The sequence below is a fragment of the Cellulomonas fimi genome (assembly GCF_028583725.1).
Lineage (GTDB): Bacteria > Actinomycetota > Actinomycetes > Actinomycetales > Cellulomonadaceae > Cellulomonas > Cellulomonas fimi_B.
In genome coordinates, this window is record NZ_CP110680.1 from 457,300 (window position 1) to 472,651 (window position 15,352).

13 protein-coding genes and 1 riboswitch are annotated in these 15,352 nt (G+C 74.2%); of the genes, 8 read left to right on the plus strand and 5 right to left on the minus strand.

What is annotated here, in order from left to right; all coding sequences use genetic code 11:
- Nucleotides 1-15: 15 nt before the first annotated feature.
- Entirely contained in the window at nt 16-558 is a 543-nt protein-coding gene (locus OOT42_RS02100; protein ID WP_273653315.1) for a flavin reductase family protein, read from the minus strand.
- A complete protein-coding gene (locus OOT42_RS02105) occupies nt 555-1,133 on the minus strand; it encodes an NADPH-dependent FMN reductase (RefSeq protein WP_273653316.1) in 579 nt (192 codons plus the stop codon). The genes OOT42_RS02100 and OOT42_RS02105 overlap by 4 nt, the downstream gene beginning before the upstream one ends.
- Before the next feature lie 15 nt (nt 1,134-1,148).
- A riboswitch (SAM riboswitch) is annotated at nt 1,149-1,258 on the minus strand.
- Nucleotides 1,259-1,397: 139 nt separating this feature from the next.
- Here OOT42_RS02105 and OOT42_RS02110 point away from each other — a divergent pair.
- The 3 genes from OOT42_RS02110 (at nt 1,398) to OOT42_RS02120 (ending at nt 5,249) form a co-directional block, all read left to right on the plus strand.
- Nucleotides 1,398-2,204, plus strand: coding sequence for a tyrosine-protein phosphatase (locus tag OOT42_RS02110; RefSeq protein WP_273653317.1), 807 nt, complete (start codon nt 1,398-1,400; stop codon nt 2,202-2,204).
- A 121-nt stretch (nt 2,205-2,325) separates the two neighbouring features.
- Nucleotides 2,326-4,209, plus strand: a complete 1,884-nt coding sequence (locus OOT42_RS02115) for an AAA family ATPase (protein ID WP_273653318.1) — start codon at nt 2,326-2,328, stop codon at nt 4,207-4,209.
- A gap of 107 nt (nt 4,210-4,316) precedes the next feature.
- Complete coding sequence (locus OOT42_RS02120) at nt 4,317-5,249, plus strand: Fpg/Nei family DNA glycosylase (protein WP_273653319.1); 933 nt, start codon at nt 4,317-4,319, stop codon at nt 5,247-5,249.
- Nucleotides 5,250-5,265: 16 nt separating this feature from the next.
- Here OOT42_RS02120 and OOT42_RS02125 read toward each other — a convergent pair whose 3' ends face one another.
- Complete coding sequence (locus OOT42_RS02125) at nt 5,266-5,931, minus strand: DUF1684 domain-containing protein (RefSeq protein WP_273653320.1); 666 nt, start codon at nt 5,929-5,931, stop codon at nt 5,266-5,268.
- A 123-nt stretch (nt 5,932-6,054) separates the two neighbouring features.
- Here OOT42_RS02125 and OOT42_RS02130 point away from each other — a divergent pair, with 123 nt between their 5' ends.
- The 4 genes from OOT42_RS02130 (at nt 6,055) to OOT42_RS02145 (ending at nt 12,007) form a co-directional block, all read left to right on the plus strand.
- Nucleotides 6,055-6,999 (plus strand): LLM class F420-dependent oxidoreductase, encoded by a 945-nt coding sequence (locus OOT42_RS02130; RefSeq protein ID WP_124343536.1) that lies wholly within the window; start codon nt 6,055-6,057, stop codon nt 6,997-6,999.
- Between the two features lie 417 nt (nt 7,000-7,416).
- Nucleotides 7,417-9,129 (plus strand): glycosyltransferase family 2 protein, encoded by a 1,713-nt coding sequence (locus tag OOT42_RS02135; RefSeq protein ID WP_273653321.1) that lies wholly within the window; start codon nt 7,417-7,419, stop codon nt 9,127-9,129.
- Nucleotides 9,126-9,857 carry an HlyD family efflux transporter periplasmic adaptor subunit gene (locus OOT42_RS02140; protein WP_124343538.1) on the plus strand — a complete coding sequence of 244 codons (732 nt, stop codon included), beginning with the start codon at nt 9,126-9,128 and terminating at the stop codon, nt 9,855-9,857. The genes OOT42_RS02135 and OOT42_RS02140 overlap by 4 nt, the downstream gene beginning before the upstream one ends.
- Complete coding sequence (locus OOT42_RS02145) at nt 9,854-12,007, plus strand: glycosyl hydrolase (RefSeq protein WP_273653322.1); 2,154 nt, start codon at nt 9,854-9,856, stop codon at nt 12,005-12,007. Before OOT42_RS02140 ends, OOT42_RS02145 begins: the two co-directional genes overlap by 4 nt.
- A 40-nt stretch (nt 12,008-12,047) precedes the next feature.
- Here OOT42_RS02145 and OOT42_RS02150 read toward each other — a convergent pair whose 3' ends face one another.
- The gene (locus tag OOT42_RS02150; RefSeq protein ID WP_273653323.1) at nt 12,048-13,493 is read right to left on the minus strand and encodes a glycosyltransferase 87 family protein; all 1,446 of its coding nucleotides are present in this window, start codon (nt 13,491-13,493) and stop codon (nt 12,048-12,050) included.
- Between the two features lie 171 nt (nt 13,494-13,664).
- Complete coding sequence (locus OOT42_RS02155; protein WP_273653324.1) at nt 13,665-13,889, minus strand: hypothetical protein; 225 nt, start codon at nt 13,887-13,889, stop codon at nt 13,665-13,667.
- A 149-nt stretch (nt 13,890-14,038) separates the two neighbouring features.
- On the opposite strand from OOT42_RS02155, the gene OOT42_RS02160 reads away from it, so the two are divergent.
- Nucleotides 14,039-15,349, plus strand: coding sequence for a uracil-xanthine permease family protein (locus OOT42_RS02160; RefSeq protein WP_273653325.1), 1,311 nt, complete (start codon nt 14,039-14,041; stop codon nt 15,347-15,349).
- The last annotated feature ends 3 nt before the right edge of the window (nt 15,350-15,352 follow it).

The window sequence follows — 15,352 nt, forward strand, 5'->3', positions numbered from 1 at the left end:
CGGCAAAGGGGTGCGTCAGATCGCGGTCGCGTCCCCGATCCGGTGGTAGGTGCGGTCGTGGTAGACGAGCGGCGTGACCTCGTCGGTCGTGCCGTGCGCGAGCGCCCGGACGGACACGAGGTAGGAGCCGCCGACGGGCGTGCGCTGCACGACGCGGCCGCGCACCCACGAGACGGCACCGTCGATCACGGGCTCGCCCGACGGCAGCGCCGACCAGCCGCCGGCGGCGAACCGGTCGATCCCGCTCGTGGCGAACCGGGCCGACACGTCGTCCTGCGCGCCGGACAGGAAGCTGATCGCGAGCGTCCGGGCGCGCGAGACGGCGGGCCACGACGACGACGTCGACGCGAGCGAGAACGCGAGCAGCGGCGGCGCGGCGGACACGGAGATGACGGACGTCGCGGTGAAGCCGACGAGCCGCTCGCCGTCGCGGAGCGTGACGACCGCGACTCCGGCGGGGTGGCGGCGGAACACGTCCTTGTACGCGTCGGGCGTGAGCTGCTCCTCGTCGTGCAGCGCGAGGTCGGCGTCGAGGGCGCGCAGGATCTCGGCGGTCATCGCAGCGCCTCCGCGAGGTCGGCGGCGTCGCGGACGGCGCGACGCAGCGGTTCGGCCGCCCGGTCGAGCCACCGGTCGACGACGGCGTCGAGGGCTGCCGGATCCCGCAGGTCCGTCTCGGTGACGACGAGCGCCCGCGTCGGGACGGTCGCGCCGAGCTCGACGAGCAGGGGCCGCAGGTGCACCTCGCCGACGAGCGCGTGCGCGGGGGAGCCCGTGACGACGAGCGGGACCCCGACGACCCCGGCCAGCCCGTCGGGCCCGTACCCGTCGAGGAACGCCTTGAGCAGGCCCGTGTACGACGCCTTGTAGACGGGCGTCGCGACGACGAGGACACCCGCCGCGGCGACGGTCCGCAGCGCCGCGTCGGCGGCCGGGCGCTCGGCGGCGAACAGCTCGCCCGCGACGTCGGCGAGGTCGACCGTCGTGACCCCGTCGGTCGTGGGACCGGCGGGGTCGGCGCCGAGGTGGGGCAGCAGGCGGCCGGCGACGTGCTCGGCCGTGCTGCGGGTGCGGGAGGCCGGGCGCGGGTTGCCCACGAGGGCGACGACGCTCGGACCAGTCAGGTGGCTCACGGTGCGGCTCCTTCACGTTCACGCTTGCCGCACCGGGCGGTGCGGCCTGGTCATCTCCCGGAGCACCCCGTCGTGGAGGGGTTGCTGACCAGCGAGCCGGGGCTTGCGTGCTGGTGCTCGTGACCTGGCCGCGGTTTCTACCAGCGGTCGTGGCGGCGGCAAGGGGTCGGCGGACGTCTTCTCGATATACGGACAAGAACGGTCGGGATTTCGCGGCGCCGTGCGGGGAGGGCGCCGGCCTCGTCGCCGTGCCACGATCGCCGCATGACGGACGTCGGCGACGCGCACGTGCTCCCCGCGACCGCCGTGACCAACCTGCGCGACCTCGGCGGCCGCGCGACCGCGGACGGCGGGACCGTCGCGCGCGGTGTCGCGTTCCGCTCGGCCGAGCTCACGTCGGACGGTGTCGCGGACGACCCCGCCCTCGCCGCGCTCGGCCTCCGGACGGTCGTCGACCTGCGCACGGCCGCTGAGCGGGAGGCCCGCCCCGAACGGCTGCCCGCGGGTGCGCGGCTCGTCGAGCTCGACGTGCTCGCCGACCTCCCCGGCGCCGCCGCAGCCCAGGCGGCGACGCTGCTCACCCGCCCCGCGGCCCTGCTCGAGACGCTCGACGGCATGGACGTCGCCGAGCAGATGCGCGCCACGTACCGGCGGCTCGTCTCGGCACCGGCGGCGCTCGCGGGCTACGCGGCGTTCGCGCGGACCGTCCTCGACGCGCAAGGCACGCCGGTCCTGTTCCACTGCACGGCCGGCAAGGACCGCACGGGCTGGGCCGCGACGGTGCTGCTCCTCGCGGCGGGCGTCGACGAGGACGGCGCGATGGACGAGTTCCTCGCCGTGAACCCGGCGGTCCGGGCCACGTTCGCACCGCTGCTCGCACAGCTCGACGCGGCAGGCGGCGACGCGACGCTCGTCACGCCGTTCCTCGAGGTGCGGCCCGACTACCTGCGGGCCGCGCTCGACACGATGCAGGCCCGGTTCGGCTCGTTCGACGGGTACCTCGCCGACGGCCTCGGTCTCACGCCCGTCGAGGTCGAGGCCCTGCGCCGCACGCTCCGCGCCGACGCCTGAGACCCGCCGCGCGCGGGGGTTCGTCCGGTTGGTCCGTTCGAGTGGTCCGGTATGTCCGATGTTGCCGGGCCCCCGACGTGCACTGACGATGGACCGACCCGGGCCGACGGAAGGCGGACGCATGCACGAGGACGAGCTGGTCTCCCCCATCCGCAAGGGTGCGCACGACATCGCGCTCGACCGCGAGCGCATGCGGCGTCGACGCGTGTACCGGCTCGCGGCCGTCGTGCTGGCGGCCGAGGCGTACGTGATCGTGAGTGCGCTGCTCGGCCGGAGCCCGCTCCCGGCCCTGCCGGAGGTCGACCCGCTGATCCTCGTCCCCGTGCTGTTCTTCGCCGCGCTGCTCGTGCTGCTCGTCGGCACGCAGGTCGGCTCGGCGCGCTCGCCGCACCTCACGTACCGCCCCGAGCAGGTTGACGTGCGCCTGGACGACGTCATCGGGATCGACCCGGTGAAGGAGGACGTGCGCCGCTCGATCGACCTGTTCCAGACGCACCGGCGGTTCGCCGACCAGATGGGCGGCACGCCGCGCCGCGGCCTGCTCTTCGAGGGGCTGCCGGGCACGGGCAAGACGATGACCGCGAAGGCGATGGCCGCCGAGGCCGGCGTGCCGTTCCTGTTCGTGTCCGCGACGTCGTTCCAGTCGATGTACTACGGCGCGACCGCGCGCAAGATCCGCGCGTACTTCCGGGCGCTGCGGCGGGCGGCGCGCACCGAGGGCGGCGCGATCGGGTTCATCGAGGAGATCGACGCGATCGCGATGCGTCGCGGCGGCCTGCTCGCGTCGTCGTCGCGCACGGTCGTCGGGGCGGCGACGGCGGGGACGCCCGGAGTCGTCACGAACGCCGCGATCAGCGAGGGCACGGGTGGCGTCGTCAACGAGCTGCTCGTGCAGATGCAGTCGTTCGACGAGCCGACGGGCGGCGACAAGGTCTACAACCGGCTGGTCGCCGCGGTGAACCTGTTCCTGCCGGCGACGCGTCAGATCCGCCAGCGTCGTCCCGGACGCGCCCCGATCCTGCTCATCGCGGCGACGAACCGCGCCGACTCGCTCGACCCCGCGCTGCTGCGCCCGGGTCGGTTCGACCGCCGGCTCACGTTCTCCGCGCCGGACGCGCACGGCCGCCGCGCGCTCGTCGACCACTTCCTGGCCCGCCGCGCGCACGACGCCGAGCTCGACGACCCCGTCGCCCGGGACCGTGTCGCGGCGTCGACGAACGGCTGGACACCCGTGATGATCGAGCACCTGCTCGACGAGGCGCTGGTCAACGCGCTGCGCCGCGGCTCGCTCACGATGTCGTTCCAGGACGTCGAGACGGCCCGCATCACCGAGATGGTCGGCATCGGCCAGCCCGTCCGCTACACGCGCGCCGAGCAGGAGCTCATCGCGACGCACGAGGCGGGCCACGCCGTGACGGCGTGGCTGGTCGCCCCGAACCGGTCGCTCGAGGTCCTCACGATCATCCGTCGCGGCGAGGCGCTCGGGCTGCTCGCGCACGGCGACTGCGAGGAGGTCTGGACGCGGTCGCAGGGCGACCTGCGCGCGCTCGTGCAGATCGCGATGGGCGGCTGGGTCGCGGAGGAGCTGTTCTTCGGCCAGACGACGACCGGCCCGGCCAGCGACCTGGCGGCGGCGACGCGGACCGCGGCGCAGATGGTCGGGGCGGCGGGCATGACGGGGTCGCTCGTGTCGTTCCTCGCGACGGAGAAGCCGCTGGTCGACGCGGTGGTGAGCGACGAGCGCGCCCGCGAGCAGCTCGAGCAGGTGCTGGAGGACGCGCGCGCGACCGTCCGGCGGCTGCTCTCCCGGCACCGGTACCTGGTCGAGGCGCTGCGTGACGCGCTGCTGGAGAGGCACGAGCTGCTGGGTCGGGAGATCACGGACGTGCTGGTCGCCGCGCACGAGGCCGCGACGCGCGGCGCCGACGCGGTGGTCCCGCAGCTCGCCGACGAGCCCTCCCGCCCGACTCCCGCCGCCGTGCCGCTGGGCGGTCCGACCGCCTGACGTGCGGCCCGGTTCCGTCGGCTCCGTCAGCGGAAGGCGGAGGGCGCGCGCGGTCGACGGTGGTGCGGCGCGGCGGGTGGCCGCCGATCGCGTTAGCGTGCGTGACCGTGCCCGAGGGTCATACCGTCCACCGCATCGCCCGCCAGCTCGCCGCCGACTTCGCCGGTTACCGGCTCGCGGTGTCCTCCCCGCAGGGCCGCTTCGCTGCCGGTGCCGCACGCCTCGACGGGCGGGTCCTGACCGAGGTGGCCGCGGTCGGCAAGCAGCTCTTCGCGACGTTCGAGGGCGGCGACGTGCTGCGCGTGCACCTCGGGCTGTACGGCGCGTGGGACTTCTACGGCGACATCTCGCCGATCGTCGACGGCCAGGACGCACGCGGGTCGATGGGCGCACCCCGGCTGCGGCGGGCGGTGCGGATGGGCGAGGACGAGCGCGAGTCGCCCGCCGCCGAGGGTGGGCTCGTCGCGACGTTCCCGCCCGACCCGGTCGGCGCGGTGCGCGTGCGGCTGGCGACCGAGAGGTCCGTCGCCGACCTCCGGGGGCCGTCCGCGTGCGAGGTGCTCGACCCGTCGCAGGCGCAGGCCGTCGTCGACCGTCTCGGCCCCGACCCGGCGTCGACCGACGACCTCGACGCGGCGGGGGACGTCGTCGTCGAGCGGATCACGTCGCGCGGCGTCGCGGTCGGGCAGCTCCTCATGGACCAGTCCGTCGTCGCGGGGATCGGCAACATCTACCGTGCCGAGCTGCTGTTCCGCGCGCGTCTCGACCCGCACACCCCGGGCCGGCGCGTCCCGCGGGACGTCGCCCGCGCGCTGTGGGACGACTGGGCGGTGCTGCTTCCCGACGGGATCCGCACCGGGGTCATGCTGACGCGCGAGGACCTCGACGACGCCGGCCGGGCCCGGGCGATCGCCGACCCGACCGAGCGGCACTGGGTGTACGGCCGCGCGGGCCTGCCGTGCCGGGTCTGCGGCACCCCGGTCGTCGTCGAGGAGATGGCGGGCCGCAAGCTCTACCTCTGCCCGGTCTGCCAGCGCTGACGGGACGGAGCCGGCGTCAGTCCGTCGTCGGGTCGGGGAGGGGGAAGGTCCGCTCTCCGACGGGCAGGTCGACGGGGACGGTGTTCGCGCGCGTCGCGAGCGGGCACGCCCACGACGGGTCGTACGCGCACGACGGGTTGTAGGCGAAGTTCAGGTCGACGACCAGCAGGCCGTGCGAGGTGCCGAGGTCGGCGCCCTTGATGGTGTCGAGCACGTACCGCCCGCCGCCGAACGTCCCGCCCGGCTTCCCGCCGCTCGCGTCGCGGACGGGCACGAACAGCCCGCCGCCGTAGGACCGCAGAGCCCAGACGGCGAGGGACCCGACGTCGGGCAGGTCGACGACGCCGACACGCTCGAACGGGACGACACCGTCGGTGCCGGTGGTGACGTCGAGCCGCTGCGGCTCGGCCGGCCGGACCTCGACCTCGAACCGGTACGCGGCGTCGTAGCGCGCGACCTCGAGCCCGGCGAACGAGGCGCGCGTCGGGCCGTCGAGCGGGGACGCGGGGTGCTCGGCGAACAGCTCGTCACGCCGCTGCACCCACACGGCGTGCGCGGCGGGCGGGTCGTCGGCGGCGATCCGCCGCACGGCGGCGTACGTCTCGGCCACGCGGCGTCGCCAGTCGGCGACGGCGAGCGCGTCGGCGGCCCGGGCGGACGAGGTCAGCGGTCGGTGGGGCACCCCTCCACCCTCGCACGCGCCCCCGACCCCCCGCCCGCGCAGTCGGCCCCTGACCGGCCCTCTCACCCACCGCGCGCGGGCGCCGCGGCGCGCGGGCGGCGCGGCGCGTGTGAGGGTGGGGGCATGGATCTGCGCATCTTCACCGAGCCCCAGCAGGGGGCCACGTACGACGACCTGCTCGCGGTGGCGAAGGCCACCGAGGACCTGGGCTTCGACGCCTTCTTCCGGTCCGACCACTACCTGACGATGGGCGGCGACGGCCTGCCCGGACCGACGGACGCGTGGACGACGCTCGCGGGGCTGGCGCGCGAGACGAGCCGCATCCGGCTGGGCACGCTCGTGTCGTCGGCGACGTTCCGCCACCCGGGGATCCTCGCGATCCAGGTCGCGCAGGTGGACCAGATGTCGGGCGGCCGCGTCGAGCTGGGGCTGGGCACGGGGTGGTTCGCGCAGGAGCACGCGGCGTACGGGATCCCGTTCCCGGAGAAGCGGTTCGGCATCCTCGAGGAGCAGCTCGCGGTCGTCACCGGCCTGTGGGGCACGCCCGTGGGGGAGACGTTCGACCATGCGGGCGCCCACTACACGTTGACGGACTCCCCGGCGCTGCCGAAGCCCGTCCAGCAGTCGCCGCTCGACCCGTCGAAGGCCGGTGTGCCGGTGATCGTCGGCGGCAGCGGCCCGCGTCGCACGCCGGCGCTCGCGGCGCGGTACGCGGCGGAGTTCAACCTCGCGTTCCCGGCGTTCGACGAGGTCGAGGCGAAGCTCGCGAACGTGGACCGTGCGCTGGAGGAGGCGGGCCGCGCAAAGGAGAGCCTGGTCCGCTCGGCGGCCCTCGTGCTGTGCGTCGGGTCGGACGAGGCGCAGATCGCACGCCGCGCGCAGGCGATCGGCCGCGAGGTCGACGAGCTGCGGGAGCACGGGATCGCGGGCACGGTCGACGAGGTGGTTGACCGCCTGGGACGGCTGCGCGAGCAGGGCGTGTCGCGGGTGTACCTGCAGGTCCTGGACCTGCAGGACCTCGACCACCTGGACCTCGTCGCGCGCGAGGTGGTGCCGCGCCTGGGCTGACGAGCCCGATCGGGTGGGCCGGGTCCCCCGCAGGTGAAACCCGTTGCCCGGAGCGACGTCCCGCGTCTCGCGCCCTGAGACATGGGACCTCTCTCCGTGGACGTCACACGGGTGGCCTGGGCCGACGCCGCCACGCATGGCCACCTGCCCGTTCGTCCTGCGCGTTCATCTCCGGTTCGCCCGATCCGACCCGAACTGTGACCCGGCGCACACCGGGCGCGCGTGGACTAACCGGGCATACGTCCGTACGTTCGAAGACATCACGGGGCGGCGACGCCCGCCGGGAACCCACCCGACGCAACCGGGTTCCTGCGGCGCCTCCCGCTTCTCGTGGGCCCGGCGCCAGCGTCGCCGTCGCAACGGAGGGTTCTGTCACGAGCCCTCCGCTCGACCGGACGACCACCATGGGGGCGCTACGTGGCCACAACTTTCGACAGGCTCGTGATCGAGCCGCGCAGGACCGAGTCCGAGCGGATCAGACCGACCCGCACACCCGAGAACAACGAGGCCCAGAGCCCGTCGCTGCTGCTGCTCGTGCTGCTGGCGGCGACCGGCGTCATCGTCTACGCGGTCTTCCTGCTCAACCCGGCCAACCGGGGTGACTGGCTGCCGTACGTGATGGTCATGCTCGCGGAGACGGTGCTCGTGGTCCACGCGCTGCTGGCGATGTGGACCGTGCTGTCCAGCGGGCACAACCCGCGCAACTTCGGGTTCCACCTCGCGCAGGACAGGCTGTACGACATCGCGGAGATCGTCCGCGACAAGACCGAGAAGCGTCCGCAGGACTGGCGGATGTACCTCCAGGAGTGGCCGATCAGCGTCGACGTCTTCATCACGACGTACGGCGAGGACCTGGACACCATCCGACGCACCGTCACGGCGGCCGTCGCCATGCAGGGCCGCCACGACACCTACGTGCTCGACGACGGCCGCAGCGACGAGGTCCGCGACCTCGCCGCCGAGCTCGGGGCCCGCTACGTGCGGCGCCTGTCGAGCAACGGCGCGAAGGCCGGCAACATCAACCACGCGCTGTCCCTGACCCGCGGCGACTTCTTCGTCGTGTTCGACGCGGACTTCGTGCCGAAGCCCGAGTTCCTGCACGAGACGGTGCCGTTCTTCGCGACGGACGACGTCGCGTTCGTGCAGACCCCGCAGACGTACGGCAACCTGCACACGATCATCTCCCGCGGCGCCGGCTACATGCAGGCCGTGTTCTACAAGTTCGTCCAGCCGGGCCGGAACCGGTTCAACGCCGCGTTCTGCGTCGGCACCAACGTGATCTTCCGCCGCGCCGCGATCGACTCCATCGGCGGCATCTACTCCGACTCGAAGTCGGAGGACGTGTGGACGTCGCTCATGCTCCACGAGAAGGGCTGGCGGACGATCTACATCCCCACGACCCTCGCCGTGGGTGACACGCCCGAGACCGTCGAGGCGTACACGAAGCAGCAGCTCCGCTGGGCGACCGGCGGCTTCGAGATCATGCTCACCCACAACCCGCTCTCCCGGAAGCGTCGCCTGACGATGGACCAGCGGCTCATGTACACGGTGACCGCGACGCACTACCTCACGGGGATCGCACCGCTGCTCCTGCTGCTCGTGCCGCCGCTGCAGATCTTCTTCGACCTCACCCCGATGAACCTGTCGATCACGCCCGGCCAGTGGGCGCTGTACTACGCCGGGTTCTACGTCATGCAGATCATCCTGGCCTTCTACACGCTCGGCTCCTTCCGGTGGGAGGTGCTGCTGCTCGCGTCCGTGTCGTTCCCGATCTACACGAGGGCCCTGGTCAACGCGATCTTCCGCAAGGACCAGAAGTGGCACGTCACCGGCCAGAAGGGCGCCTATCGCTCGCCGTTCGCCTTCATGCAGCCGCAGGTCATGTTCTTCGTGTTCCTGCTGCTCACCACCGTCGTCGGCGTCTGGAAGGACCTCGGCAACGGCTACCTGAGCCTCGCGCTCGCCTGGAACGCGACGAACACGCTGATCCTCGGCGGTTTCGTCATCACCGCCTGGAAGGAGGGGCACGCCGGCCGTCTCGCGGCCCGCGCCGCCCGCGCCGACCAGGAGTCCACCCGTCGCAACGACGCGGCCGACCCGAAGCTCGCACTCACCGGAGGTGCCGCATGACCTGGGCCAGCCGCATCCGACTCGTCGTCGGCGTGATCGTCGTCGCGATGATCGCCGCGCTCGCGACGTACCAGCTCAACGAGACCCGGGGGGTCGCGACGAGCGACTCCGCGCAGATCCTCGCCCGCACGTACAGCGTCGGGACCCCGTACTCGGGTCTCGTCGTCGACCAGAAGGTCGACGTGGGCGACACCGTGAAGACGGGCGACCCCCTGTTCGTCATCGACTCCGCGACCCTGCAGTACGACATCCGCAACGGCTTCGCCCGCCAGGCGACCGAGGCCACCCAGATCGACCCCGACGGCAAGCTCGTCATCCTCGCGACGGGCGACGGCACGGTCACCAAGGTCGGCTCCGAGCGCGGCACGTTCGTGCAGTCGGCGTCCGAGCTCGCCACCGTCCAGCGCGCCGGCACGCTCTACGTGCAGGCCGAGTACCGGCTGTCCGCCAAGGAGTACGCCCGCGTCCCGGACGGCGCCGACGTGACCGTCGTGCTGCCCGACCAGCGGGAGATCGCCGCGACGGTCGAGCGGAACGACGTCGAGACCGTCGGCGGGCAGGCGCAGGCCGTCTTCACCATCACGGGCGACGAGCTCGTGGAGGGTGACGGTGACGGGCTCGTCTCGGCCGGCACCCCCGTGACCGCGGAGCTCCACCTCACGAACGACGGGGTGGTCACCCGCACCGCCGACTCCGTCAAGACCTACCTGAAGGGCCTCTTCGGATGACGGCACGCACCACGGACCACCCGCCCCTGTCCCCGCCCGCACCGGCGCCCCGTCGCCGCCGCTGGCTGATCGCCGGGATCGCCGCCCTCGCGGTGGTGACCCTCGCCGCGGTCGTCGTGCTCGTCGGCCCGTGGGGGCGCAGCGCCCCCGCGGCCGGCGGGTCCGGCGGCGGTTCCGCACCGGACGCCCCGGTCGCCGGCCCGCCCGACGCCCGCACCCCGGAGGTCGACACGGCCGCGCTGACGGCCGGCGTCGAGCAGAAGGCCGTCGGCAAGATCGCGCCCGTGCGCCTCGCCGAGGGCGTCGTCCCGCCGACGAACCGCTGGTACAGCGGGCTCGTGTTCGGCGACGAGCCGCAGCCGGTCTTCGCGCAGCCGGTCTCGTTCGCGCTCACCGACACCGGCTTCACGCTCGGCCTGCCGGACCCGGTGGCCAGCGACAAGGCGGTCGTCGCACCGCACGTCCCGGCCGTGACCGTCGACGCTGGCGCCGCGTCCGCACAGGTCAGCGCCGCCGACCCCGTCAGCGTGACCGTCGACCTGCTCGACGCGACCGGCGCGGTGCTGGGACACGTCGTCCTCGCCGAGGGCTCGCCGTTCGTCAGCCTGACGGCCGAGCGGGACCTCACGCTGGACGCGACCGCCGAGGGCAGCTCGTTCTCGGGCGGCGGCGACGGCGAGCCGGCGACAGCCACCGTCGTGGGCACCGACTGGGCGCTCGTCGGCGCCGAGGGCGGCTCGACCACCCTCGCCGCGGGCGACACCGCGACCTGGTACCCCGTCCCGCAGGACGCCGACGCCGACGCGGCCGCCGCGCTCGCGACCGCCGCCGCCGACCCCGTCACGGGGGTCGACGTGACCTACGGCGTGGACGACGACGTGGCCCGCACGACCCTCACGTACAACACCGCGGGCGGCACGCCGTCGGCCTACGTGCTCGCGCCGCACCAGCGCACCGGCACCCAGCCGGAGCGCGACGGCTGCGACCTGGGCACCTACCCGAGCGTGTACGGCACGCTCGAGCTCTGCGCCGGCTCGCACCTGTCGGCGTTCGCGCCCACCGTGCGGCCCACGGGCGCGCTCGACCTCGACGGCGTCCCCGACGACCGTCGGACCGCGATCGTCGACGCCCTGCGCGCCGACGTCGCGGCCACCGAGCCGTTCCCGTCGGACACGTACTTCGGCGGGAAGGCGCTGTTCCGCGCGGCGTCCCTCGTGACGCTGGGCGAGCAGCTCGGCGCCGACGACGTGGTGGCCGACCTGCGCACCCGGACGACCGACGCGCTGCGCGAGTGGGCGGAGCCCGACGGCTGCGCCGAGCGGGACGCACGCTGCGTCGTCTACGACGCGGCCGCCCGGTCCGCGATCGGCCTCACGCCCTCGTTCGGGTCGGACGAGCTCAACGACCACCACTTCCACTACGGGTACCTCCTCGCGGCGGCCGGCCTCCTGTCGGCCGACGACGAGTCGCTCGCGGAGGACCTCGCGCCGGTCATGGACCTGCTCGCCGCCGACATCGCCTCGGCCACCCCGACGGACGAGCTGCCGCAGCTGCGGTCGTTCGACCCGTGGTTCGGGCACTCGTGGGCGTCGGGCACGTCGCCCTTCGCGGACGGCAACAACCAGGAGTCGTCCTCGGAGGCCGTCAACGCGTGGAACGGCCTCGGGCTGTGGGCGCAGGCGTCCGGGCAGGACGACCTCGCGACGCAGGCGGCGTGGATGACCTCCACGGAGGCCGCGTCGGCGCGCGCGTACTGGACGGCGCCCGACCTGGACGACCCCGCGCTCGACGGGTTCGGCCACGAGGTGTTCTCGATCAGCTGGGGCGCGAAGCGTGACTACGCGACGTGGTTCAGCCCTGAGCCGTCGGCGATCCTCGGCATCCAGCTCATCCCCATGGGCCCGGTGCAGATGTCGCTCGCGACCGGCGTCGACCCGGAGCGGATCTCGGCCGCCGTCGAGGAGTCCGGGTTCACCGGGCCGCTCGCCGACTACGTCGTGACGTACTCCGCGCTCGCGGGGGAGGACGCGGCGGAGAAGGCGTGGACGACGGCCACCGGGCTGTCGGAAGACGCGATCGACGACGGGTCGTCCCGCGCGTCGATGCTCGCGTTCATCGCGTCCGCGCAGGCGCACCCGCCCCGCAGCTGACGCACCGTCCGCAGGTGACGCCTCGCGTCACCGCATGCCGTCAGACGGCGTCGCTCGCCTCGTGCAGCGGCGCCGTCTGCGGCGTCCGGGGGCCGGTCGCCCCCGCGGGCGCGGGCGTCGCCAGCTCACCGGACCCACCCGTGGGCGCCGACGGCCCGCCGGTCGCCGCGGTGGCGTCCGCGGTCGTCGGCGCACCGGCTCCCGGCGCATCGCCCGCCGCGGGCGGCAGGTCGTGCGCGGGCGGCCGCAGCAGGGCGCGGGCGGTCGTCACGAGCAGCACGACGAGCGCGACGTTGCGGGCCGCGAGGACGGCGGTGACGAGCAGCCCGCCCCCGAGGATCTGGTCGTACCCCCACGGGAAGACGACCTGCGTCGCCGCGGCGACACCGGCGACGGTCCACGCGGTCGTCCGCCAGCCCGGGAGCCGCAGCGCGAGCGCGACCGCGACCGGCGGCGCCAGCCACCCGACGTACTGCGGCGACCCGACCTTGTTGAAGACGATCGTCGCGAGCACCAGCAGCAGGGCCCCGCGCACGACGAGCTCGCGCTGCGCGACCGCGTCCTCCCAGAACCGGTCCCCGAGGTGCCGCCGACGCCACCACAGCAGCGCGGCGCACGCCGCCAGTCCGACGAAGAACAGCGCGCCGAGCGCGTCGGCCGCGCCCGCCGTGCCGGGGCCGGACACCTCCCAGGTGACGATCGGCTCGTTGAGGTGGCGGCGCACGGTGTCGCTGAACACGCCGACCAGCACCCACGGCGTCGCGCCGACGGCCTCGATCTGGAGCCCACGGTCCTCCTGCTCACCGAGGAACGACGCCACGTGCGCGCCGCCGCCGAGCGCCAGCACGGCCCCGACGACGACGACGCTGACGACGGCCGCGGGCAGCACGACGTCCCGCCACGGCCGGCGCACCGCCACGACCACCGCGAGCAGCAGCGCACCCGGGGCGACCTTGATCCAGGCGGCGACGGTGAGCAGCACCGACGACACCCGCGGGTGGCGCAGCGTGACGGCGAGCGCGACGACGACCAGGGGCGCGACGACGGCGTCGAGCCGGCCCATCGCGATGGGACCGAGGAGCGCGAGGAACCCGATCCACCACCAGGCGCCCGTCGTCGTGCGCGGCTCGTGCGGCCGGCGGCCGCCGGTCCCGGCGGGACGCGCGAGCCGCGGCGCGTGCAGCAGGACCCCGAGCGCGGCGGCGTCGAGCGCGGTGACGAGCACGGACCAGGTGACGGCGTACGCGGGGCCGGTCCACTGACCGGTCGCGGCGGCGGCGAGCATCGGGCCGATCGCGCCGACCGGGTACACCCAGTCGCCGGACAGGACGGGCCACTGCCCCTCGTGCACGCCGAGCCACATCCAGTAGCGGTAGAGCTCGAGGTCCCAGAACGCCTTCTGCGGGATGAGCACGACGCCGACGTACGCCAGCCAGGCGTGCACGGCGAGGAACGCGACCCAGACGGCCGTCAAGGAGCGCAGCAAGCGGTGCAGGGGAGCCTCCGGCGGCCGTGCGGGACGAGGGCGGACGAGCGGCCCCAGGCTATAGCGGCGTCACGACGGCCGTGTCGGGGTTCCACACCGGTCGCGTCCGCGACGGCACGCGGACGGTCCGGCCCGCACGGCGCCGGGCGTGCGGGCCGGACGGGGGCCGGGTTACTCCTGGATCGGGCGCGCCGGTGGCGGCGGGACGGCCGGGCCGGCGCCGACGACCGGCACCACGCGCGGCGTCGAGTCGTCGATGTAGCTGCTGTCCTGCGTCTCGGCGTCGTCGGGCGCGGGCGCCGCGTGCGGCGCGGTGTCGCGGACCGGGTCGGGTGCGCCGCCGGGGATGACGCCGGACGGTGCGGGGCGGGTCTCGGGGACGTCGGGCTCGGTCATCGTGGACTCCTCCTCGGCAGGTGGGTCGCGCTCTTCAGGGTCACCGTGGCACGTGGGACCGCGGTCCGCGCGTCGAGCGCCGCAGGGGCCGTACCCTGCGGTGCAGCCGGCGCCGGGAGGTGGCCGGGACGACGTGACGGGAGCGGTCGATGGCGGGTCTGGGCTGGGCGGTGCACGGGGACGGGCGGAACGTGCGACCGGGGGCGGTCGTCGCCCCGGACGAGCGGCTCACGTGGCCCCGGACCGTCGGGATCGGCCTGCAGCACGTGGTCGCGATGTTCGGCGCGACGTTCGCGGTCCCGCTCATCACGGACTTCTCGCCGCAGACGACGCTCTTCTTCTCCGCGATCGGCACGGTCGCGTTCCTGCTGATCACCCGCAACCGGCTGCCCAGCTACCTCGGGTCGAGCTTTGCGTTCATCGCCCCGGTCGTGGCCGCCACGGCGAGCGGCGGCCAGTCCGTCGCCGTCGGCGGCATCCTCGTCACGGGCCTGGTGCTCGCGGCGGTCGGTGCCGTCGTGCACGTCGCGGGGTCGCACTGGATCGAGGTCGTGATGCCGCCGGTCGTGACCGGTGCGATCGTCGCGCTCATCGGCTTCAACCTGGCGCCCGTCGCGTGGGGCTCGGTCCAGAAGGCGCCGCTGACGGCGGTCGTCACGCTCGGGGCGATCGTCCTGACGACGGTGCTGTTCCGCGGCATCCTCGGCCGCCTGTCGATCCTCGTCGGCGTCCTGGTCGGCTACGCCGCGGCGCTGCTGCAGGGCCAGGTCGACTTCACGCGGTTCCGCGAGGCCGCCTGGGTGGGCCTGCCGCCGTTCACCGCACCGTCCTTCGACGTGGAGATCCTCGGCCTGTTCGTCCCCGTGGTGCTCGTCCTCGTCGCCGAGAACGTCGGCCACGTGAAGTCCGTCGCCGCGATGACGGGCCGCGACCTCGACCCGCTCACGGGCCGCGCGCTGTTCGCCGACGGGGTCGCGACGTCGCTCGCGGGCCTCGGCGGCGGCTCCGGCACGACGACCTACGCGGAGAACATCGGCGTCATGGCTGCGACGCGCGTGTACTCGACCGCCGCGTACTGGGTCGCCGCGGGTGGCGCTCTGGTGCTGAGCCTGTCGCCGAAGTTCGGCGAGCTGATCAAGACGATCCCCGACGGGGTGCTCGGCGGGGCGACGACGATGCTCTACGGCATGATCGGCCTGCTCGGCGCACGCATCTGGATCCAGGCCCGCGTCGACTTCTCGAACCCCGTCAACCTGGTCCCGGCCGCGATCGCGCTGGTCGTCGGTGTCGCCAACTACACGTGGGTCGTCGGGGAGCTCCGCTTCGAGGGCATCGCGCTCGGCACCGCCACCGCGATCGGGCTCTACCACCTCATGCGGGTCGTGGCGCGCTGGCGCGGGACGGGCGCCGAGCCCGCGACCCCGACGTCGGTGCCCGTCGCCGAGTCGCCGCGCGACTGACCC